The 20,209-nt window shown below is 62.7% G+C and carries 22 protein-coding genes; all 22 read right to left on the bottom strand.

From position 1 onward, the window contains the following. Window positions 1-2: 2 nt before the first annotated feature. A complete protein-coding gene (gene rpsH, locus FEF27_RS05450; RefSeq protein WP_138169843.1) occupies window positions 3-401 on the bottom strand; it encodes a 30S ribosomal protein S8 in 399 nt (132 codons plus the stop codon). 78 nt (window positions 402-479) lie between these two features. After that, window positions 480-1,049: a 50S ribosomal protein L5 gene (rplE, locus tag FEF27_RS05445; protein WP_138169842.1), complete on the bottom strand. Its 570-nt coding sequence runs from the start codon at window positions 1,047-1,049 to the stop codon at window positions 480-482. After that, the gene (gene rplX / locus FEF27_RS05440; protein ID WP_138169841.1) at window positions 1,046-1,372 is read right to left on the bottom strand and encodes a 50S ribosomal protein L24; all 327 of its coding nucleotides are present in this window, start codon (window positions 1,370-1,372) and stop codon (window positions 1,046-1,048) included. The genes rplE and rplX overlap by 4 nt, the downstream gene beginning before the upstream one ends. 2 nt (window positions 1,373-1,374) lie before the next feature. Further along, window positions 1,375-1,746, bottom strand: a complete 372-nt coding sequence (gene rplN, locus FEF27_RS05435; RefSeq protein WP_119902490.1) for a 50S ribosomal protein L14 — start codon at window positions 1,744-1,746, stop codon at window positions 1,375-1,377. A 304-nt stretch (window positions 1,747-2,050) separates the two neighbouring features. After that, window positions 2,051-2,356 (bottom strand): 30S ribosomal protein S17, encoded by a 306-nt coding sequence (gene rpsQ / locus FEF27_RS05430; RefSeq protein WP_138169840.1) that lies wholly within the window; start codon window positions 2,354-2,356, stop codon window positions 2,051-2,053. Beyond that, window positions 2,353-2,622 carry a 50S ribosomal protein L29 gene (rpmC, locus tag FEF27_RS05425; RefSeq protein WP_138169839.1) on the bottom strand — a complete coding sequence of 90 codons (270 nt, stop codon included), beginning with the start codon at window positions 2,620-2,622 and terminating at the stop codon, window positions 2,353-2,355. Before rpmC ends, rpsQ begins: the two co-directional genes overlap by 4 nt. Window positions 2,623-2,624: 2 nt before the next feature. Next, window positions 2,625-3,041 carry a 50S ribosomal protein L16 gene (gene rplP / locus FEF27_RS05420; RefSeq protein WP_119902488.1) on the bottom strand — a complete coding sequence of 139 codons (417 nt, stop codon included), beginning with the start codon at window positions 3,039-3,041 and terminating at the stop codon, window positions 2,625-2,627. Beyond that, window positions 3,041-3,856 (bottom strand): 30S ribosomal protein S3, encoded by an 816-nt coding sequence (gene rpsC, locus FEF27_RS05415; RefSeq protein ID WP_138169838.1) that lies wholly within the window; start codon window positions 3,854-3,856, stop codon window positions 3,041-3,043. The genes rplP and rpsC overlap by 1 nt, the downstream gene beginning before the upstream one ends. Then, window positions 3,856-4,221: a 50S ribosomal protein L22 gene (gene rplV / locus FEF27_RS05410; RefSeq protein ID WP_138169837.1), complete on the bottom strand. Its 366-nt coding sequence runs from the start codon at window positions 4,219-4,221 to the stop codon at window positions 3,856-3,858. The genes rpsC and rplV overlap by 1 nt, the downstream gene beginning before the upstream one ends. 42 nt (window positions 4,222-4,263) lie before the next feature. Beyond that, window positions 4,264-4,545 (bottom strand): 30S ribosomal protein S19, encoded by a 282-nt coding sequence (rpsS, locus tag FEF27_RS05405; RefSeq protein WP_119902485.1) that lies wholly within the window; start codon window positions 4,543-4,545, stop codon window positions 4,264-4,266. Between the two features lie 12 nt (window positions 4,546-4,557). Continuing rightward, window positions 4,558-5,394, bottom strand: a complete 837-nt coding sequence (gene rplB / locus FEF27_RS05400; RefSeq protein ID WP_138169836.1) for a 50S ribosomal protein L2 — start codon at window positions 5,392-5,394, stop codon at window positions 4,558-4,560. 39 nt (window positions 5,395-5,433) lie between these two features. Next, a complete protein-coding gene (gene rplW, locus FEF27_RS05395; protein WP_138169835.1) occupies window positions 5,434-5,742 on the bottom strand; it encodes a 50S ribosomal protein L23 in 309 nt (102 codons plus the stop codon). Beyond that, window positions 5,739-6,359 (bottom strand): 50S ribosomal protein L4, encoded by a 621-nt coding sequence (rplD, locus tag FEF27_RS05390; RefSeq protein ID WP_138169834.1) that lies wholly within the window; start codon window positions 6,357-6,359, stop codon window positions 5,739-5,741. The genes rplW and rplD overlap by 4 nt, the downstream gene beginning before the upstream one ends. A gap of 4 nt (window positions 6,360-6,363) precedes the next feature. Then, window positions 6,364-7,026: a 50S ribosomal protein L3 gene (rplC, locus tag FEF27_RS05385; RefSeq protein WP_138169833.1), complete on the bottom strand. Its 663-nt coding sequence runs from the start codon at window positions 7,024-7,026 to the stop codon at window positions 6,364-6,366. Window positions 7,027-7,046: 20 nt separating this feature from the next. Next, window positions 7,047-7,355: a 30S ribosomal protein S10 gene (gene rpsJ, locus FEF27_RS05380; protein WP_119902480.1), complete on the bottom strand. Its 309-nt coding sequence runs from the start codon at window positions 7,353-7,355 to the stop codon at window positions 7,047-7,049. A 407-nt stretch (window positions 7,356-7,762) separates the two neighbouring features. Further along, window positions 7,763-8,953 carry an elongation factor Tu gene (tuf, locus tag FEF27_RS05375; RefSeq protein WP_138169832.1) on the bottom strand — a complete coding sequence of 397 codons (1,191 nt, stop codon included), beginning with the start codon at window positions 8,951-8,953 and terminating at the stop codon, window positions 7,763-7,765. Between the two features lie 130 nt (window positions 8,954-9,083). Then, window positions 9,084-11,201, bottom strand: a complete 2,118-nt coding sequence (gene fusA / locus FEF27_RS05370; protein ID WP_279526783.1) for an elongation factor G — start codon at window positions 11,199-11,201, stop codon at window positions 9,084-9,086. A 21-nt stretch (window positions 11,202-11,222) separates the two neighbouring features. Further along, window positions 11,223-11,693 carry a 30S ribosomal protein S7 gene (gene rpsG, locus FEF27_RS05365; protein ID WP_138169831.1) on the bottom strand — a complete coding sequence of 157 codons (471 nt, stop codon included), beginning with the start codon at window positions 11,691-11,693 and terminating at the stop codon, window positions 11,223-11,225. Then, the gene (gene rpsL, locus FEF27_RS05360; protein WP_119902477.1) at window positions 11,693-12,067 is read right to left on the bottom strand and encodes a 30S ribosomal protein S12; all 375 of its coding nucleotides are present in this window, start codon (window positions 12,065-12,067) and stop codon (window positions 11,693-11,695) included. The genes rpsG and rpsL overlap by 1 nt, the downstream gene beginning before the upstream one ends. Before the next feature lie 20 nt (window positions 12,068-12,087). Further along, window positions 12,088-12,246, bottom strand: coding sequence for a hypothetical protein (locus tag FEF27_RS13305; RefSeq protein WP_166429920.1), 159 nt, complete (start codon window positions 12,244-12,246; stop codon window positions 12,088-12,090). A gap of 200 nt (window positions 12,247-12,446) precedes the next feature. Continuing rightward, on the bottom strand, window positions 12,447-16,433 hold the full coding sequence (rpoC, locus tag FEF27_RS05355) for a DNA-directed RNA polymerase subunit beta' (protein WP_138169830.1): 3,987 nt from the start codon (window positions 16,431-16,433) through the stop codon (window positions 12,447-12,449). Between the two features lie 64 nt (window positions 16,434-16,497). Next, window positions 16,498-20,019, bottom strand: a complete 3,522-nt coding sequence (rpoB, locus tag FEF27_RS05350) for a DNA-directed RNA polymerase subunit beta (RefSeq protein ID WP_138169829.1) — start codon at window positions 20,017-20,019, stop codon at window positions 16,498-16,500. Window positions 20,020-20,209: the final 190 nt, after the last annotated feature.

Raw genomic sequence — 20,209 nt, 5'->3', positions numbered from 1 at the left:
GATTACCAGACGTAGGCGAGGACTTCCCCACCTACGCCCTTCTTGCCAGCCTGCCGGTCAGTGAGCAGACCGGAGGAGGTGGACAGGATAGCGATGCCCAATCCGCCCAGCACGTGCGGGAGGTTGTTGGACTTCGCGTAGACCCGCAGGCCCGGCTTCGAGATGCGCTTCAGGCCGGCGATGGAACGCTCACGGCTGGGCCCGAACTTGAGGTCGATGACGAGCTTCTTCCCGACCTCGGCCTCCTCTTCGCGCCAGTCGGTGATGTAGCCCTCTGCTTTGAGGATGTCAGCAATGCGGACTTTGAGCTTGGAGCTCGGCATTGTGACCTGGTCGTGGAATGCCGAGTTGGCGTTGCGCAGACGGGTCAGCATGTCTGCGACTGGATCAGTCATTGTCATATGAGACTTTTACTCTTCCTCGACGTGGTTTCCGTGCTCCGGAGCATCGCTCTGGTGCACGGACCTGCGGCGTAGTGATTACTGGTTGCTCTTGAAAGGGAAGCCCAGCGCGCGAAGCAGCGCCCGGCCTTCGTCGTCGGTGGTGGCGGTGGTCACCACAGTGATGTCCATTCCGCGGGGACGGTCGATCTTGTCCTGATCGATCTCGTGAAAGACCGCCTGCTCGGTGAGTCCGAACGTGTAGTTGCCGTTGCCGTCAAACTGGCGGTCGCTGAGTCCACGGAAGTCACGGATGCGCGGCAGCGCCAGCGTCACCAGACGATCGAGGAACTCCCACATCCGGTCGCCGCGAAGCGTGGTGTGTGTGCCGATGGGCTGGCCCTCACGCAGCTTGAACTGCGCGATCGACTTCCGAGCCCGGGTGACCTTGGGCTTCTGACCGGTGATCCTGGTCAGGTCATCGATGGCACCCTGGATGAGCTTGGAGTCCCGAGCGGCTTCGCCGACACCCATGTTGACCACGACTTTGACCAGGCCGGGGACCTGCATGACGTTCTTGTAGCCGAACTCGTTCTGCAGCGACTCGCGAATCTCTTCGCGGTACTTGCTCTTCAGTCGTGGAGTGATCTTCTCTGCAGTCTCGGTCATGACAGCTCCTTCCCGGAGGCCTTGGCGTAGCGGACCTTCTTGACTTCGCCGTCCACCTCTTCGAAGCGGTATCCCACACGGGTCGGCTTCTCAGTGTCTGGGTCGACTACTGCCACATTCGAAATATGAATTGGGGCCTCGGACTCCACAATGCCGCCCTCGTTCTGACCGAACTGGCCAGCACGCAGGTGACGCTTGACCCGGTTGACACCCTCGACGACGACGCGGTCGTTCTTCGGGATGACCTGGAGAACCTTGCCCTGCTTGCCCTTGTCCTTGCCGGTGAGCACCTGGACGAAATCGTCTTTCTTGATCTTGGCCACGGTTACAGCACCTCCGGTGCGAGGGAGACGATCTTCATGAAGCGCTTATCGCGCAGTTCCCGGCCCACGGGCCCGAAGATGCGGGTGCCCCGGGGTTCTGGGGTGTCACCTTTGAGGATGACGGCAGCGTTTTCGTCGAAGCTGATGTAGGACCCATCGGTACGGCGGGTCTTCTTGCGTGAGCGCACGACGACGGCCTTGACCACCTCGCCCTTCTTCACGTTCCCGCCGGGGATGGCGTCTTTGACAGTGGCGACGAAGGTGTCGCCGATGCCTGCATAGCGGCGTCCGGAACCGCCGAGCACACGGATGACAAGGATCTCCTTGGCACCGGTGTTGTCGGCGATCTTCAGCCGCGATTCCTGCTGAATCACGTGTCTTCTCCTGTCGTCCTACTGGTCCTCGCACACACTGTCCGAGCCTGGTGGAACCTCTAGATTTCTGGATGCTCCCCCGCCGCTTTCCCACACACCATGGCTCCTGCGAGCTCCTTCTTTGGTGGATGGCCGAGGCGGCTTTGGGGGACGTGCGCTGTCCGTGGCGGAGAAAAACTACGCACACGGGCGCACAACTACAACAGTCTACACGCGAAGGGCCCGGAACCCAACTTGACGTTGGCGCTCCGAGCCCTTCGCATAAGATGTCAGCCGACCAGCGAAAGTTCGCCGGCCCCGCGGCTCACTTGGCCTTTTCGATGACCCGCACCAGCCGCCAGCGCTTGGTCGCTGACAATGGACGTGTCTCAGAGATCAGCACCGTATCCCCGATGCCGGCCTCCTGATTCTCATCATGGGCCTTGAACTTCGAGTGCCGCTTCATCACCTTCCCGTAGAGGGAGTGCTTACGACGGTCCTCAACCTCCACCACAATCGTCTTCTCCATCTTGTCGGAGACGACGACGCCGCGCAGGTTCTTGCGGTAGTTCCGATCAGCAGAGGTGTGGTCCTTGTTCCGCTGAACGGCCTCAGTTGTATTTTCACTCATGCCGAATCCTCCTCGGTCTCTTCAGCCTCAGCAGGGGCATCCACTGATTCACGGATGCCCAGCTCACGCTCGCGCAGCACAGTGTAGATGCGCGCGATGTCACGCTTGACGGCCTTCAGTCGAGCCGAGTTCTCCAGCTGGCCGGTGGCGGACTGGAAGCGCAGGTTGAACAGCTCTTCCTTGGCCCCACGGAGCTTGGTGCCCAGCTCAGCGTCGTTGAGCTCGGCCAATTTCTCAGTGGTCAGGTCTTGTGTTCCCACTGCCATGATCATTCACCACTCTCTCGGCTGATCACGCGTGCCTTCATCGGCAGCTTATGGATTGCCAGACGCAGGGCCTCTTTGGCCACTTCCTCGCTGACACCGGACAGCTCGAACATCACGCGTCCGGGCTTGACATTGGCGACCCACCACTCGGGGGAGCCCTTGCCGGAGCCCATACGGACTTCGGCAGGCTTCTTCGTCAGCGGGTGGTCCGGGTAGATGCTGATCCACACCTTGCCACCACGCTTGATGTGACGGGTCATCGCGATACGCGCCGACTCGATCTGCCGGTTGGTGACGTATGCCGGGCTGAGCGCCTGGATGCCGTACTCGCCGAAAGCCAGCTCCGTGCCGCCCTTGGCCATGCCACTGCGCTTGGGCTTGTGGGGTTTGCGGTACTTGACGCGCTTAGGCATCAACATCAGTTCTGCCCTCCTTCGGCGGCAGGTGCTGCTGTGGCTTCTGGGGCGGCACCGTCACGTCCGCGTCCGGCACCACGCCGACGACGATCTCCGCCGCCTGCGCCGCCGCGTCCGCCGCGGTCACCGCCACGTCCGCGTCCGGATGGCTGTGCCGCCTGCTGGGCGGCCAGTTCCTTAGCGGTAAGGTCACCCTTGTAGACCCAGACCTTCACGCCGATGCGCCCGAAGGTCGTCTTGGCCTCGTGCTTGCCGAAGTCAATGTTTGCGCGCAGGGTGTGCAGCGGCACACGGCCTTCACGGTAGAACTCTGAACGGGACATCTCAGCTCCGCCGAGGCGTCCGGAGCACTGGATACGAATACCCTTGGCCCCGGAACGCATGGCCGAGGAGATGGCCTTCTTCATGGCACGGCGGAAGGCCACACGGGCTGCCAGCTGCTCGGCCACACCTTGGGCCACCAGCTGCGCGTCCGTCTCCGGGCTCTTCACCTCGAGGATGTTCAGCTGGATCTGCTTCTTGGTGAGCTTCTCCAGTTCGCTGCGGATACGGTCAGCCTCTGCTCCGCGCCGCCCGATGACGATGCCCGGACGAGCGGTGTGGATGTCGACGCGGACCCGGTCCCGGGTGCGTTCGATTTCCACCTTGGAGATGCCGGCGCGCTCGACGCTCTTCTCCAGCAGCTCGCGAATCTGAACATCTTCCTTGACGAAGTCCTTGTAGCGCTGACCCGGCTTCGTGGAGTCGGCGTACCAGTGCGAAACGTGGTCAGTGGTGATGCCCAGACGGAAACCATTGGGGTTGATCTTCTGTCCCACTACTGATCCCCACCTTTCTGTTCTGTGCCGACCACGATGGTCACGTGGCTGGTGCGCTTGTTGATCCGAAACGCGCGTCCCTGTGCCCGTGGCCGGAACCGCTTCATGGTCGGACCCTCGTCCACGCGTGCTTCGGTAATGATGTAGTCGTCCTCATTGAAGGCGACACCGTCTTTGTCGGCATGCTGCCGGGCGTTGGCCATGGCGGATGCGACCACCTTGTACACCGGCTCCGAGGCACCCTGTGGGGCGAACTGCAGAATGGCCAGTGCTTCATTGGCCTGTTTGCCCCGGACAAGGTCGACGACGCGACGGGCCTTCATAGGCGTCACACGCACATAGCGCGCAATTGCCTTGGCTTCCATTGCTTTCCTTCTCTCGTCTTCTCTAGAAGTTCAAGCCCCGCGTCAGCGGCGCTTGCCCCTCTTGTCGTCCTTCACATGTCCGCGGAACGCGCGGGTCGAGGCAAACTCGCCGAGCTTGTGGCCCACCATCGACTCGGTGATGAACACGGGGATGTGCTTACGTCCGTCATGCACGGCAATGGTGTGGCCGAGCATGTCCGGGATGATCATGGAACGGCGGGACCAGGTCTTGATGACGTTCTTGGTGCCCTTTTCGTTCTCAGCCTGGACCTTGAGGTACAGGTGCTGATCAACGAAGGGGCCCTTCTTCAGGCTGCGTGGCATGTTTCCAGGCTCCTATCGCTTGTTCTTCGTTCGACGGCGACGCACGATGAGTTTGTCGCTTTCCTTATTCGGCCGACGGGTGCGGCCCTCTGGCTTGCCATTGGGGTTGACCGGGTGACGTCCACCGGAAGTCTTGCCCTCACCGCCACCATGTGGGTGGTCCACGGGGTTCATCACCACACCGCGGACTGTGGGACGCACACCCTTCCAGCGCATACGTCCGGCCTTGCCCCAGCTGATGTTGGTCTGTTCGGCGTTGCCGACCTGGCCAACCGTGGCGCGGCAGCGGACGTCTACGTAGCGCACTTCGCCCGAGGGCAGACGGACCTGGGCGTACTTGCCCTCACGGGCCACCAGCTGGATGGACGCACCGGCGGATCGGCCGAGCTTGGCCCCTCCCCCGGGTCGCAGCTCCACGGCGTGAATGACTGTACCGATCGGGATGTTACGCAGCGGCAGGTTGTTGCCTGGTTTGATGTCCGCGTTGGGACCGGACTCCACGACTGCACCCTGGACCAGCTTCGCTGGGGCCAGGATGTAACGCTTGGTGCCGTCTGCAAAGTGCAGCAGCGCGATGCGTGCGGTCCGGTTGGGGTCATATTCGATGTGGGCGACCTTGGCAGGGACTCCGTCGCGGTCGGCGCGGCGGAAGTCGATCAGCCGGTACTGGCGCTTATGTCCACCACCCTTGTGCCGGGTGGTGATTTTCCCGGAGCTGTTGCGGCCGCCGGTCTTGTGCAGCGGCTTGAGCAGAGACTTCTCGGGGGTGTCCCGGGTGATCTCCGCAAAGTCGGCCACCGAGGAGCCACGCTGGCCCGGGGTGTTCGGCTTGAGATTGCGAATAGCCATGTATTTTTACTCTTCCTCGATCAAGTGGTTCCGGCTGCCTCAGGCAGCGGATCCTCCGAAGATGTCGATTGCGTAGCCCTCTTTGAGAGTCACGATGGCGCGCTTGGTGTCATTGCGCTTGCCCCAACCGAAGCGGGTGCGGCGCCTTTTTCCTGCGCGGTTGACGGTGTTGACCCGCTCGACCTTGACGCTGAAGATCTGCTCCACAGCGGCCTTGATTTCGGGCTTGGTCGCACCGGTGGCGACGAGGAAGGTGTACTTGCCCTCGTCGATGTTGTTGTAGGACTTCTCAGAGATCACCGGGGCGATGATCACATCGCGGGGATTCTTTTCGGTCAGGACGCTCATTCCGCCTCCTCCTTCGTGCTGCCCTGGGCCTTGGCCAGGAATGCGTCGTAGCCGGCCTGAGTGAAGACGACGTCGTCGGAGACAAGCACGTCGTAGGTGTTCAGTTGGTCCGCATAGAGCGCGTGCACCTCTGGGAGGTTGCGTACCGACAGGGCTGTGAGATCGTCCTCGCGGTCAATGACGACCAGCCAGTTGCGGTTGCGTCCGCCCAGCGATGCGAGGGCTTCCTTCGCAGCCTTGGTGGAGGCTTTCTCGGAGACCAGCGCGTCGACGACGTGAATGCGGCCGTGACGTGCCCGGTCCGAGAGCACACCGCGCAGCGCGGCTGCCTTCATCTTCTTCGGGGTGCGCTGTGCGTAGTTGCGCGGCTGCGGGCCGTGCACCACTCCGCCACCGATCATGTGGGGAGCGATCATGGAGCCCTGACGTGCCCGACCGGTCCCTTTCTGGCGAAACGGCTTGGCCGTGGTGCCGGAGCGCTCGGCGCGCGTCTTGGTCTTGTGGGTGCCCTGACGGGCAGCTGCCTGCTGAGCGACGACGACCTGGTGGATCAGCGCGTTATTGGTCTCAACGCCAAAGATCTCTGCTGGGAAGTCGACCGATACCTTGGAGCTCATGGGTTCATGCTCCCTTCACTGCGGTGCGGACGAGGATGACTCCACCCTTAGGACCGGGAACCGCGCCCTTGATGAGCAGCAGGTTCTTCTCGGCGTCCACGGCATGGAGGCTCAGATTGTGTGTGGTCTGACGGACGTTGCCCATCCGGCCGGCCATCCGCAGCCCCTTGAACACGCGGCCCGGGGTAGCGGCACCGCCGATGGAACCGGGCTTGCGGTGGTTCTTGTGCTGGCCGTGGGAGGCACCGACGCCGGCGAAGCCGTGTCGCTTCATGACGCCGGCGAAACCTTTGCCCTTGGTGGTTCCGACGACATCGACCTTCTGGCCAGCCTCAAACGCGTCCACCGAGAGTGCCTGGCCGAGTTCGTACTCGGCGGCATCGGAGGTGCGGATCTCCACCACGTGGCGGCGGGGGGTGACCCCGGCCTTGGCAAAGTGTCCGGCCATCGGCTTGGTGACCTTGCGCGGGTCGATCTGGCCGTAGCCGATCTGGACGGCGCTGTAATCGTCGGTCTCTGCGGTGCGCACCTGGGTGATGACGTTGGAGTCAGCCTGGATGACAGTGACTGGAACGAAGTTGTTGTCCTCGTCCCAGACCTGGGTCATGCCGAGCTTCGTGCCCAGCAGGCCCTTGACAGGTGTGTCTACGCGGGAAATGTTGGTCATAGTTCTCTCAGCACCCCCTTCTAGAGCTTGATCTCGATGTTGACGTCTGCGGGCAGGTCGAGACGCATCAGAGAGTCGACAGCCTTCGGCGTCGGATCCACGATGTCGATCAGACGCTTGTGGGTGCGCATCTCGAAGTGTTCGCGTGAGTCTTTGTACTTGTGCGGTGAACGGATGACGGTGTAGACGTTCTTCTCAGTCGGCAGCGGCACTGGGCCGACGACTGTGGCGCCTGCACGGGTCACCGTGTCGACGATCTTCCGGGCCGAGGTATCGATGACTTCGTGGTCATACGACTTCAGCCGGATGCGGATTTTTTGTCCCGCCATGGCGTTGAGCCTCTTTCTGACTTGGCTTGCAATACGTCCTCGAATCAGTCAGGCCATATCTGTGGCTGGACGCAGAGTCCCAGAAAGAGCTGTCAAACACCTTCTGCAGTTATGGCCTGACCGAACAGCGCGAATCCGAATGGTTTCGGGGTGCTCTCACTGTTGGCGTCCGGTCCACGCGGTCGGGCGTGTCGCTTAGATGCTCTGGGTACAGCGACACCCGCGTTGTCCGGGGATGTTTTTGGATGCTTCGGCTCAGCGACGCAGCGCATCCTGAGCAACTTGTCTATATTGTCATGCTCTGCGACATCTGGCAAGTCAACGCGTAGAGCGTCCGCTGCGCCTCTGACAAATGAGGCCCCGACACCGCTGGTGCCGGGGCCTCACTGAGGGGGTTCTGCAGTCGATCAGGCGAGGATCTTGGTGACCTTGCCGGAACCGACGGTGCGGCCACCCTCACGGATGGCGAAGCCGAGGCCGTCTTCCATGGCGATCGGCTGGATGAGCTCAACGGTCATCTCGGTGTTGTCACCGGGCATCACCATTTCGGTGCCCTCCGGCAGATCAATCACTCCGGTCACGTCAGTGGTACGGAAGTAGAACTGCGGGCGGTAGTTCGTGTAGAAGGGGTTGTGACGGCCGCCTTCGTCCTTGGACAGGATGTACACGTTGGCCTCGAACTTGGTGTGCGGGGTGATGGAGCCAGGTGCTGCCACCACCTGACCGCGCTCGACGTCGTCACGCTTCAGGCCGCGGAGCAGCAGACCACAGTTCTCGCCGGCCCATGCCTCGTCGAGCTGCTTGTGGAACATCTCGATACCGGTGACGGTGGTCTTCTGCTTGTCACGGATGCCGAGGATCTCCACCTCAGAGTTGATCTTCAGCGTGCCGCGCTCGGCGCGACCGGTGACCACGGTGCCGCGGCCGGTGATGGTGAAGACGTCCTCGATGGGCATCAGGAACGGCTTGTCCTTGTCACGCTCCGGCTCCGGGATGAACTCATCGACAGCGTCCATGAGATCTTCCACGGTCTTGACCCACTCGGGATCGCCTTCGAGGGCCTTCAGGCCTGAGGTGCGGATGACGGGTGCGTTGTCGCCGTCGAACTCCTGATCGGAGAGCAGCTCGCGGACCTCCATCTCGACGAGGTCGAGAAGCTCTTCATCATCCACCATGTCCGACTTGTTCAGCGCCACCAGCAGGCTCGGCACACCGACCTGGCGGGCCAGCAGCACGTGCTCACGAGTCTGTGCCATGGGACCGTCAGTTGCGGCGACGACGAGGATTGCGCCGTCCATCTGAGCGGCACCGGTGATCATGTTCTTCACATAGTCGGCGTGACCGGGTGCGTCGACGTGTGCGTAGTGACGCTTGTCGGTCTGGTACTCCACATGGGAGACGTTGATGGTGATGCCGCGCTCGCGCTCCTCGGGAGCGTTGTCGATCCCGGCGAAGTCCTTGGCCTCGTTGAGGTCAGGAAACTTATCAGCCAGCACCTTTGAAATCGCGGCAGTCAGCGTGGTCTTGCCGTGGTCGACGTGACCGATGGTGCCGATGTTCAGGTGCGGCTTAGTCCGCTCGAACTTTGCCTTAGCCACAGGTTCCTCCTATAGAACGTGGTTTGAGTCAGTAAGACTTAATTCAGGCACAGGGGTCTCCCAGGCTGAAACTTTCGCAAGTCTACTCACTTCTCGGGTTTTTGGTGAAATTTGGTGCTCCGCGCCGAAACTACTCGCCGCGGTTCTTTTCGATGATCTCTTCAGCGACTGCCTTCGGCACCTCTGCGTAGGAGTCAAAGGACATGGTGAACACTGCGCGCCCCTGGGTGCGAGACCGCAGCTCGCCGATGTAGCCGAACATTTCGCTCAGCGGCACCAGCGCCTTGACGACCTTCACACCGGAGGCGTCGTCCATGGACTGGATCTGACCACGCCGGGAGTTCAGGTCACCGATCACATCCCCCATGTATTCCTCAGGGGTGCGGACCTCCACGGCCATCATCGGCTCCAGGATGACCGGGTTGGCCCGCCTGATGCCTTCCTTGAAGACCTGGGATCCGGCGAGCTTGAACGCCATCTCCGAGGAGTCCACGTCGTGGTACTGACCGTCTGTCAGGCGAGCTTTGACACCGACCATCGGGTATCCGGCGAGGACACCAAGCTGCATGGCGTCCTGGATGCCGGCGTCCACCGAGGGGATGTACTCGCGAGGGATGCGACCGCCGGTGACGGCGTTCTCGAACTCGTAGAGCTCGTCCTCAGACGTTTCCAGCGGCTCAAAGTCCACGATGACCTTCGCGAACTGGCCGGACCCACCGGTCTGCTTCTTGTGGGTGTATTCGACCTTCTCGACCTTGTTCTTGATGGTCTCGCGGTAGGCCACCTGGGGCTTGCCCACATTGGCCTCGACCTTGAATTCGCGCTTCATCCGGTCGACGAAAACGTCCAGGTGGAGCTCACCCATACCGCCGATGACGGTCTGACCCGTCTCATCGTCCAGCGAGACGGTGAAGGTCGGGTCCTCGGCCACCAGCTTCTGGATCGCGGTCGAGAGCTTCTCCTGGTCGCCCTTGGACTTCGGCTCGATCGCGACGTTGATCACCGGCTCGGGGAAGCTCATGGACTCCAGCACGATCGGGTTGTTCGGATCGCACAGGGTGTCACCGGTGGTGGTGTCCTTGAGGCCGATCACCGCGTAGATGTGCCCGGCCTGGATCTCGTCGACCGGGTTCTCCTTGTTGGCGTGCATCTGGAACAGCTTGCCGATGCGCTCCTTCTTCCCCTTGGTGGAGTTCAGGATCTGTGCGCCAGCGGAGAGCTTGCCGGAGTAGACGCGGATGAAGGTCAACGTTCCGAAGAACGGGTGGGAGGCGATCTTGAATGCCAGCGCGGAGAAGGGCTCCTCCTTGCTGGGGCGGCGAGTGAGGATCGTCTCCTCATCGTTGGGCTTGTGGCCCTCCATCGCTTCGACATCAGCCGGGGTGGGCAGGAAGTCAATGACGGCGTCGAGCATGGGCTGGACGCCGCGGTTCTTGAACGCCGAGCCGCAGAACACCGGGTAGGCGGCCGAGGCCACGGTCAGGCTGCGGATCCCCGCCTTGAGCTCCTCGAGGGTAATCTCTTCACCTTCGAGGTACTTGGTCATCAGATCGTCGTCAGCCTCAGCAACCTGCTCAATGAGCGTGTTGCGGTACTCCTCGGCGCGCTCTTTGAGATCGTCGGGGATCTCGCGCACCTCGTACTCGGCGCCCATGGTCACATCGCCCTTGGCGTCGCCGGGCCACACGAGGGCTTTCATCTGCAGCAGGTCGACGACGCCGACGAAGTCGTTCTCGGAGCCGATCGGCAGCTGCATCACCAGCGGGGTAGCACCCAGGCGGGACTTGATGGTGTCGACGGTGTAGTAGAAGTCGGCGCCGAGCTTGTCCATCTTGTTGACGAAGCAGATGCGCGGCACGTTGTACTTGTCGGCTTGGCGCCACACAGTCTCAGACTGGGGCTCGACGCCCTCCTTGCCGTCGAAGACTGCCACCGCGCCGTCGAGCACACGCAGGGAGCGCTCGACCTCAACGGTGAAGTCCACGTGACCAGGGGTATCAATGATGTTGATCTGGTTGTCGCCCCAGAAGCAGGTCACCGCGGCTGAGGTGATGGTGATGCCGCGCTCTTTCTCCTGCTCCATCCAGTCCGTGGTGGACGCGCCATCGTGAGTCTCACCGATCTTGTGGTTCATGCCGGTGTAGAACAGGATGCGTTCGGTTGCAGTGGTCTTACCGGCATCGATGTGAGCCATAATGCCGATGTTGCGGACCTTCTTGAGGTCAGTGAGCACCTCTTGTTGTGCCACGGTGAATTCCCCTATTCCTTATTACCAGCGGTAGTGGGCGAATGCCTTGTTGGCCTCGGCCATCTTGTGGGTGTCCTCGCGACGCTTGACTGCGGCGCCCAGGCCGTTGGAGGCGTCGAGGATTTCGTTCATCAGGCGATCAGTCATCGTCTTCTCACGGCGATCCTTGGCGTAGCCGACCAACCAGCGAAGAGCCAGTGCAGTGGCGCGACCGGGCTTGACCTCAACGGGCACCTGGTAGGTGGCACCGCCGACACGACGCGACCGGACCTCAAGGGCGGGACGCACGTTGTCCATGGCGGTCTTCAGTGTGTCCACGGAGTTCTCACCGGTCTTCTTGGCCACGCCGTCGAGCGCGCCGTAGACGATGCGTTCAGCGGTGGACTTCTTGCCGTCGACGAGCACCTTGTTGATCAGCTGCGTGACCAGTGGTGAGCCGTGTACGGGGTCCTGGACGAGTGGGCGCTTGGGCGCGGGTCCCTTACGTGGCATTACTTCTTCTCCTTCTTGGCACCGTAACGGCTGCGGGCCTGGCCACGGCCTTTGACACCCTGGGTGTCGAGGGCGCCGCGGACGATCTTGTAACGGACGCCGGGGAGGTCCTTCACACGACCGCCGCGCACGAGCACGATCGAGTGCTCCTGCAGGTTGTGGCCCTCACCGGGGATGTATGCGGTGACTTCCACACCGCCGCCGAGGCGGACACGGGCCACCTTGCGGAGCGCGGAGTTCGGCTTCTTAGGGGTGGTGGTGTACACACGGGTGCACACGCCGCGACGCATGGGCGATCCCTGCAGAGCGGGAGTCGCGTTTTTCGCGGCTTTGGGTGTGCGCCCCTTGCGCACCAGCTGCTGAATAGTAGGCACTATGCAATCTCCATTGTTGTTCAGGTCGTATGGCCGTTGCCGGCCGGGCGAGTCTCTGCGCCGGTGAAGCTCCGCCACTGATTCAGACTCACGGCCGGTCCGGCCCGCCGCAGGGCTGCGGGCCACCGGGGCCCTGCCTGCTGCTGCCGCAAGCGGCTGAGCATGAAAATATGTGGCATTTGTTGCGCACCTTACCCGCAACCCGGACCGAGTCCTACTGCCACACAGAAACAATCAAGTCAACGATACCAGCTTCAGGCGCGTTCGAGCGAATACTGCTGCTCGTCGCTGGCACTCAAACGTCAGCAGAGGCACCGAAGGGCCCGGAAGCGGTGTGCTTCCGAGCCCTTCAGGTGACGGTGATGCCGTGAACCGGCGATTACCGGAAGTCGACGTCGGTGTTGTAGTCCTCCAGCGGAATGGCGTGGAACTCGCTGTCACCGTCAGCTCCGGCGTAGTCGAAGCTGGAACCGTACAGGCTCGGGCCGGTGAAGAGGTTGGCCTTGGCATCCTCTGTGGGCTCGACCTGGGTCTGGGTGTAGCGGTCCAGGCCGGTGCCTGCCGGGATGAGCTTACCGATGATCACGTTCTCCTTCAGGCCCAGCAGCGGGTCTGACTTTCCTTCCATGGCCGCCTGGGTGAGCACCCGGGTGGTCTCCTGGAAGGAGGCTGCGGAGAGCCAGGAGTCGGTGGCCAGCGAGGCCTTGGTGATGCCCATGAGCTCGTCCCGTCCGGAAGCCGGCCGCTTGCTCTGCTCAAAGGCCTCTTTGTTGGCCTGCTGGAAGCGGAAGCGGTCAGCCAGCTCACCGGGGAGCAGTGTCGTCTCACCGGACTCGATGACGGTGATGCGCCGCAGCATCTGCCGGACGATGACCTCCACGTGCTTGTCGTGGATGCCCACGCCCTGCGACTGGTAAACCTCCTGCACCTCAGCAACCAGGAACTTCTGGGCCGCCCGGGGACCGAGCACACGCAGGACCTGCTTGGCGTCAACGTGGCCGCGGACCAGCTGGGTGCCGACCTCGACGTGGGCGGTGCCGGAGTTGTCGTCTCCGAGGTCGATGAGCAGCCGGGCCCGGCGCAGCACCGGGTAGACCTGCTCCTCGCTGCCGTCATCCGGGGTGAGGACCAGCCGTGCCTGCTTCTCATCCTCTTCGAAGTGCACCCGTCCGGAGGACTCCGCGATGGGAGCCACGCCCTTCGGAGTACGGGCTTCGAACAGTTCCTGGATACGCGGAAGACCCTGGGTGATGTCGTCCGCTGAGGCCACACCGCCGGAGTGGAAGGTGCGCATGGTCAGCTGCGTGCCCGGCTCGCCGATGGACTGTGCCGCAATGATGCCCACAGCCTCGCCGACGTCGACCCGGTGCCCGGCTGCCATGGAGCGCCCATAACATGCCGCGCAGGTACCCACCGGGGACTCACAGGTCAGCACGGAGCGGACCTTGATGGTCTTCACTCCGGCTTCGAAGAGCTTCCCGATCAGCACATCGCCGACCTCCGTGCCGGCCTCGGCGAGGACCTCACCGTTGGCATCAGCGACAGTTTCGGCCAGGGTGCGGGAGTAGGAGGAGGTCTCCACCATCTTGTGGAGTTCGTACTCGCCGCCCTCCTCGATCTCCTCGGTGACGTACTTGCGTCCGGACTTCACCAGCACGCCGTCAGGGCGCAGGTCGTCCTCGTGGGCGTAGTACTTCGGCTGGGCGATCGGCACGGTGAGGCCGCGGGCGGTCCCGCAGTCCTCGTCGCGCACAATGACGTCCTGGGAGACGTCGACCAGGCGGCGGGTGAGGTAGCCGGAGTTGGCGGTCTTCAGCGCGGTGTCAGCCAGGCCCTTTCGCGCACCGTGGGTGGCGATGAAGTACTCCAGCACGGTCAGACCCTCGCGGTAGGAGGATTTGATCGGCCGCGGGATGATGTCACCCTTCGGGTTCGTCACCAGGCCACGGATACCGGCGATCTGCCGGATCTGGTTCCAGTTGCCGCGAGCCCCTGAGGTGACCGTCCGGTTGACGTTATTGAGGGAGTCCATTCCCTCCATCATTGCCTTCTCGATCTCTGAGGTCGCTTTGCCCCAGATCTCCTGCAGCTCCTGGGTGCGGTTCTCCTTGCCGATGAACCCGAGTCCGAACTCTTCCTCCACCTTGGCCACCTGAGCTTCGTACTTGTCCATGATGGCGGCCTTGTCGAAGTTGGAGGTGATGTCCGAGATCGCGACCGTCACCCCCGAACGGGTGGACCAGTAGAACCCGGCGTCCTTGAGGTTATCCAGAGTCTGCGCCACCTCGACGGTGGTGTAGCGCTCTGAGATGTCATTGATCAGAGTGCCCAGCGACTTCTTGTCCGCCACCTGATCCTGCCAGGGGTAGTTCTGCGGCAGGAGGTCGTTGAAGAGCACTTTGCCGAGGGTGGTCTCAATCAGCGCGGGCTGACCTTCCTCCCACCCTTCGGGGGCGGGAGTGTGCTGTGAGGGCACGAATCCCTCCACCCGGATCTTGACCGGTGAGTTCAGATGCAGCTCCCGCAGGTCGAAGGCCATCTGCGCTTCCCCGAGGGAGGAGAACACGCGCCCGGCCCCGGCCTCGTCCTCGCGGACGGTGGTCAGGTGGTGCAGTCCGATGATCATGTCCTGGGCCGGCAGCGCGACGGGGCGCCCGTCGGAGGGCTTCAGGATGTTGTTTGAGGACAGCATCAGGATGCGCGCCTCGGCCTGCGCCTCGGGGCCCAGTGGCAGGTGCACTGCCATCTGGTCACCGTCGAAGTCGGCGTTGAACGCAGCACACACCAGGGGGTGAAGCTGGAGGGCTTTACCCTCGACGAGCTGAGGCTCGAAGGCCTGGATGCCCAACCGGTGCAGGGTCGGTGCACGGTTCAGCAGCACCGGGTGTTCGGTGATGACCTCCTCCAGCACATCCCACACGGCCGAACGCTGACGCTCGACCATCCGCTTGGCGGACTTGATGTTCTGCGCGTGGTTGAGATCGACCAGCCGCTTCATCACGAAGGGCTTGAACAGCTCAAGAGCCATCTGCTTGGGCAGACCGCACTCGTGCAGGCGCAGCTGCGGGCCGACCACGATGACCGAGCGGCCCGAGTAGTCGACGCGCTTGCCGAGCAGGTTCTGCCGGAAGCGGCCCTGCTTGCCCTTGAGCATGTCGGACAGCGACTTCAGCGGACGGTTGCCCGGCCCGGTCACCGGCCGGCCCCGGCGGCCGTTGTCGAACAGGGAGTCCACAGACTCCTGCAGCATGCGCTTCTCGTTGTTGATGATGATCTCCGGCGCGCCGAGATCCAGCAGCCGCTTCAGGCGGTTGTTGCGGTTGATCACCCGGCGGTAGAGGTCATTGAGGTCGCTGGTGGCGAAGCGTCCGCCGTCGAGCTGAACCATGGGGCGGATCTCCGGCGGGATCACCGGGACAGCCTCCAGCACCATGCCGGTGGGAGAGTTCCCGTTGACCAGGAAGGCGTTGAGCACCTTCAGGCGCTTCAGCGCACGCGTCTTCCGCTGACCCTTGCCGGTGGCGATGGTCTCGCGCAGCGACTCGGCTTCGGCCTCCATGTCGAAGGTCTGCAGCCGCTTCTGGATGGACTCCGCCCCCATGAAGCCTTCGAAGTACTGTCCGTACTTGGCCCGCATTTCGCGGAAGAGGGTCTCGTCGCCTTCCAGGTTTCCGACCTTGATGTTCTTGAACCGGTCCCAGACGTTCTGGATCTGCTCAATCTCAGCATCGGAGCGCTTGCGCAGCTGCCCCATCTGCTTTTCCTTGGTCTCGCGGAACTTCTTCTTCTCCGCGGCCTTGGCGCCCTCGGACTCGAGCTCGGCCAGGCCGTCCTCAAGCTCTTTGGCAATGGCAGCAATATCGGCGTCGCGCTGGGAGGTCAGGTGATTGATCTCCTGGTCCACCTCGGCCTGCAGGTTGGGCAGGTCCTCGTGACGGCGGTCCTCGTCGACAGAGGTGATCATGTAGGCGGCGAAGTAGATGACCTTTTCCAGGTCCTTCGGCGCCAGGTCCAGCAGGTACCCCAGACGTGAGGGGACACCTTTGAAGTACCAGATGTGGGTGACCGGCGCGGCCAGCTCCACGTGGCCCATCCGCTCACGGCGGACTTTGGAGCGAGTGACCTCCACACCGCAGCGCTCACAGGTGATGCCCTTGAAGCGGACGCGCTTGTACTTACCGCAGTAGCACTCCCAGTCACGGGAAGGGCCGAAGATCTTCTCGCAGAACAGCCCGTCCTTCTCCGGCTTCAGCGTGCGGTAGTTGATGGTCTCAGGCTTCTTCACCTCGCCGTGGGACCAGCGAAGGATGTCGTCGGTGGTGGCCAGCCCGATGCGCATGGTGTCGAATGAGGATTCAGTGGACATAGTCCGGTATCTCTCTTTTCTGTCTGTAAAAATTCGTCAAGCGTGTGAGTCGGAAGGGAGTCGTTCAGACTTCTTCGACTGAGCTGGGCTCTGCCCGGGAGAGGTCGATGCCGAGCTCCTCAGCGGCGGAGAAGCCGGAGTTGTCAGCGTCTGCGTCGCGCATCTGGAAGGCGTCGCCGTGCTCATTGAGCACCTCGACGTTCAGGCACAGCGACTGCATCTCCTTGATGAGCACCTTGAAGGATTCCGGAACGCCTGGCTCCGGGATGTCCTCGCCCTTGACGATGGCCTCGTACACCTTGACGCGGCCGTGGATGTCATCAGACTTGATGGTCAGCAGTTCCTGCAGGGTGTAGGCGGAGCCGTAGGCCTCCAGAGCCCAGACCTCCATCTCACCGAAGCGCTGGCCACCGAACTGCGCCTTACCGCCCAGCGGCTGCTGGGTGATCATGGAGTACGGTCCGGTGGAGCGGGCGTGAATCTTGTCATCCACCAGGTGGTGGAGTTTCAGCACGTACATGTAGCCGACTGCCACAGCGTCAGGGAACGGCTCGCCGGAGCGGCCGTCAAACAGCCGCGCTTTGCCGTCGGGCCCGACCAGCTGCTCGCCGTCACGGGAGGGGTTGGTGGCCTCCAAGATGCCGGTGAGCTCTTCTGGCTCGGCGCCGTCGAACACGGGGGTGGCCACCTTGCAGGGGCCAGTCTCCTTGGGCAGGTTCGGCAGCGACTCCAGCCATTCCGGGTTGCCGGCGATCTTCCAGCCGTTGGCTGCTGCCCATCCCAGGTGCAGCTCCATGACCTGTCCGATGTTCATACGGCCCGGGACACCCATGGGGTTGAGCACGACGTCGACCGCAGTGCCGTCGGGGAGGAACGGCATGTCCTCCACCGGCAGGATCCGGGAGATGACGCCCTTGTTGCCGTGACGTCCGGCCAGCTTGTCACCGTCGGTGATCTTGCGCTTCTGGGCCACGTAGACCCGGACCACCTGGTTCACGCCCGGGGGCAGCTCGTGGTCGTCGTCGCCGTCGTCAAGGATGCGCACACCAATGACAGTTCCCGATTCGCCGTGCGGCACCTTCAGGGAGGTGTCGCGGACTTCGCGGGACTTCTCGCCGAAGATCGCCCGGAGCAGACGCTCCTCAGGAGTGAGCTCCGTCTCACCCTTCGGGGTCACCCGGCCCACCAGGATGTCTCCGGAATCAACCTCTGCGCCGACGTGGATGATGCCGCGCTCGTCGAGCTGGGCGAGCATCTCCTCGGAGACGTTGGGGATGTCCCGGGTGATCTCCTCAGCGCCGAGCTTGGTGTCCCGGGCGTCGACCTCGTGCTCTTCGATGTGGATGGACGTCAGCACATCGTCCTGCACCAGACGCTGGGACAGGATGATGGCGTCCTCGAAGTTGTATCCCTCCCAGGACATGAACGCGACCAGCAGGTTCTTGCCCAGGGCCAGCTCACCGTGCTCAGTGGAGGGGCCGTCGGCGAGGATGGACTGGTACTCGACGCGGTCGCCCTCAGTCACCCGGACCCGCTGGTTGTACGCATTGCCCTGGTTGGAGCGCTGGAACTTCATGATCGGGTAGTTGGTGTAGCTACCGTCGTCGTTCTGAACGATGACGAGATCGGCGGCAACCTTGGTCACTGTTCCCGGCTTCACGGCAGTGACGGAGTCACCGGCGTCGATTGCGGCGTACTTCTCCATGCCGGTGCCGACCAGCGGGGACTCTGACTCCAGCAGCGGCACAGCCTGACGCTGCATATTGGCGCCCATGAGTGCGCGGTTGGCGTCGTCGTGCTCAAGGAACGGGATCAGCGCGGTGGCCACCGACACCATCTGGCGGGGGGAGACATCCATGAAATCGATGCTCGCCGGCTCCACCAGAATCGGTTCGCCCTGCTCACCGGAGGAGACGTTGCCGCGGCACAGCACGGTGCTCTCGGTGAAGCTGCCGTCTTCCTCCAGCGGAGCATTCGCCTGCGCGATGTTGGCGACGAGCTCGTCATCAGCGGTCAGGTACTCGATCTGGTCGGTGACCTTCCCGTCGACCACCTTGCGGTAAGGGGTCTCGATGAAGCCGAAGTTGTTGATCCGGCCGTAGGTGGCCAGTGAGCCGATCAGGCCGATGTTCGGGCCTTCCGGAGTCTCAATGGGGCACATGCGTCCGTAGTGTGAGGGGTGGACGTCGCGGACTTCCATACCGGCGCGGTCGCGGGAGAGACCACCTGGGCCCAGAGCCGACAGACGCCGCTTGTGCGTCAGTCCAGCCAGGGGGTTGTTCTGATCCATGAACTGGGAAAGCTGCGAGGTGCCGAAGAACTCCTTGATGGAGGCGACCACCGGGCGGATGTTGATCAGCGTCTGCGGGGTGATGGCCTCGACGTCCTGGGTGGTCATCCGCTCACGCACCACCCGTTCCATACGGGAAAGACCCGTGCGGACCTGGTTCTCGATCAGCTCGCCGACGGCGCGGATGCGGCGGTTGCCGAAGTGGTCGATGTCATCGACGGTGACCGGGATCTCAACCTCAGCTCCGTCGCGGACGCCCTTGATGCTCCGCTGACCGGCGTGCAGTGCACACAGGTAGTGGATCATCGCCGTGATGTCCTCTTCGGTCAGGACGCTGGCGTCTGCATCGGTGAAGTCCTTGTCCACGCCCAGTTTGCGGTTGAGCTTGTAGCGGCCCACCTTGGCCAAGTCGTAGCGCTTCGGGGTGAAGTACAGCCCTTCGAGGAGACCGCGAGCGGCTTCAACGGTCGGCGGTTCGCCCGGCCGCAGCTTGCGGTAGATGTCCAGCAGCGCCTCGTCCTGGGTTTCGAAGGTGTCCTTCTCAATGGTGGCGCGGATGGAGTCGTACCCGCCGAACTCTTCAAGGATTCGGGACTCGGTCCAGCCGATGGCCTTCAGCAGCGCGGTGACCGGCTGCTTGCGCTTGCGGTCCAGGCGCACGCCGACCTGATCGCGTTTGTCGATCTCCAGCTCGAACCACGCACCGCGGGAAGGGATCACCTTGGCGGTGAAGATCTCTTTATCGGTGGTCTTGTCCTGAGCGGACTCAAAATAGGCGCCGGGGGAACGGACCAACTGCGAGACGACCACGCGCTCGGTGCCGTTGATGATGAAAGTGCCGCGGTTGGTCATCAGCGGGAAGTCGCCCATGAAGACCGTCTGCTGCTTGATCTCACCGGTGTTGTGGTTCATGAACTCGGCTTTGACGTACAGCGGCGCCGAGTAGGTGGTGTCGTGGTCCTTGCACTCTTCCACGGTGTACTTCGGGTCGGCGAACTCCGGATCGGAGAAGCTCAGCGACATGGTGCCCTGGAAGTCTTCGATCGGGGACATCTCTTCAAAGATGTCGGAGAGGCCGGAGGTGTCGGAGACCCCCTTGATGCCCTTCTCCTTGGCCTCGGCCACGCGAGCGGCCCAGGCGTCGTTGCCCACCAGGCGGTCGAAAGACTCGATCTGCAGAGCCAGCAGCTCTGGAACGTCGAGGGGTTCGTGGATCTTTGCGAATGAGAGACGGCCGGCGTACTCAGGGGTGCGGGCCGATGCAGCGGTATTGAGTGAGGTGCTCGAGGCGACCAAGAGGGATCCTTCCACAGACCTTTTACGTATTGCGTACCGGATCGCTTCCACAGGTGTCTTGAAGGTTGCGCTGCCGGTGTGGCAGCGTCAGCTTCAATTGCGCCGACCGCTATATGAAGGCACGAAGATATGAGGGGAAACGCGAAGTTTTAGGATACACACGAAATCCGGACGCACGCAAGTGCACGCC

This window comes from Nesterenkonia sphaerica, from assembly GCF_005771565.1.
GTDB lineage: Bacteria > Actinomycetota > Actinomycetes > Actinomycetales > Micrococcaceae > Nesterenkonia > Nesterenkonia sphaerica.
Note: the sequence above shows the minus strand (reverse complement) of the source record. Positions and strands in the feature narration are given on the sequence as shown.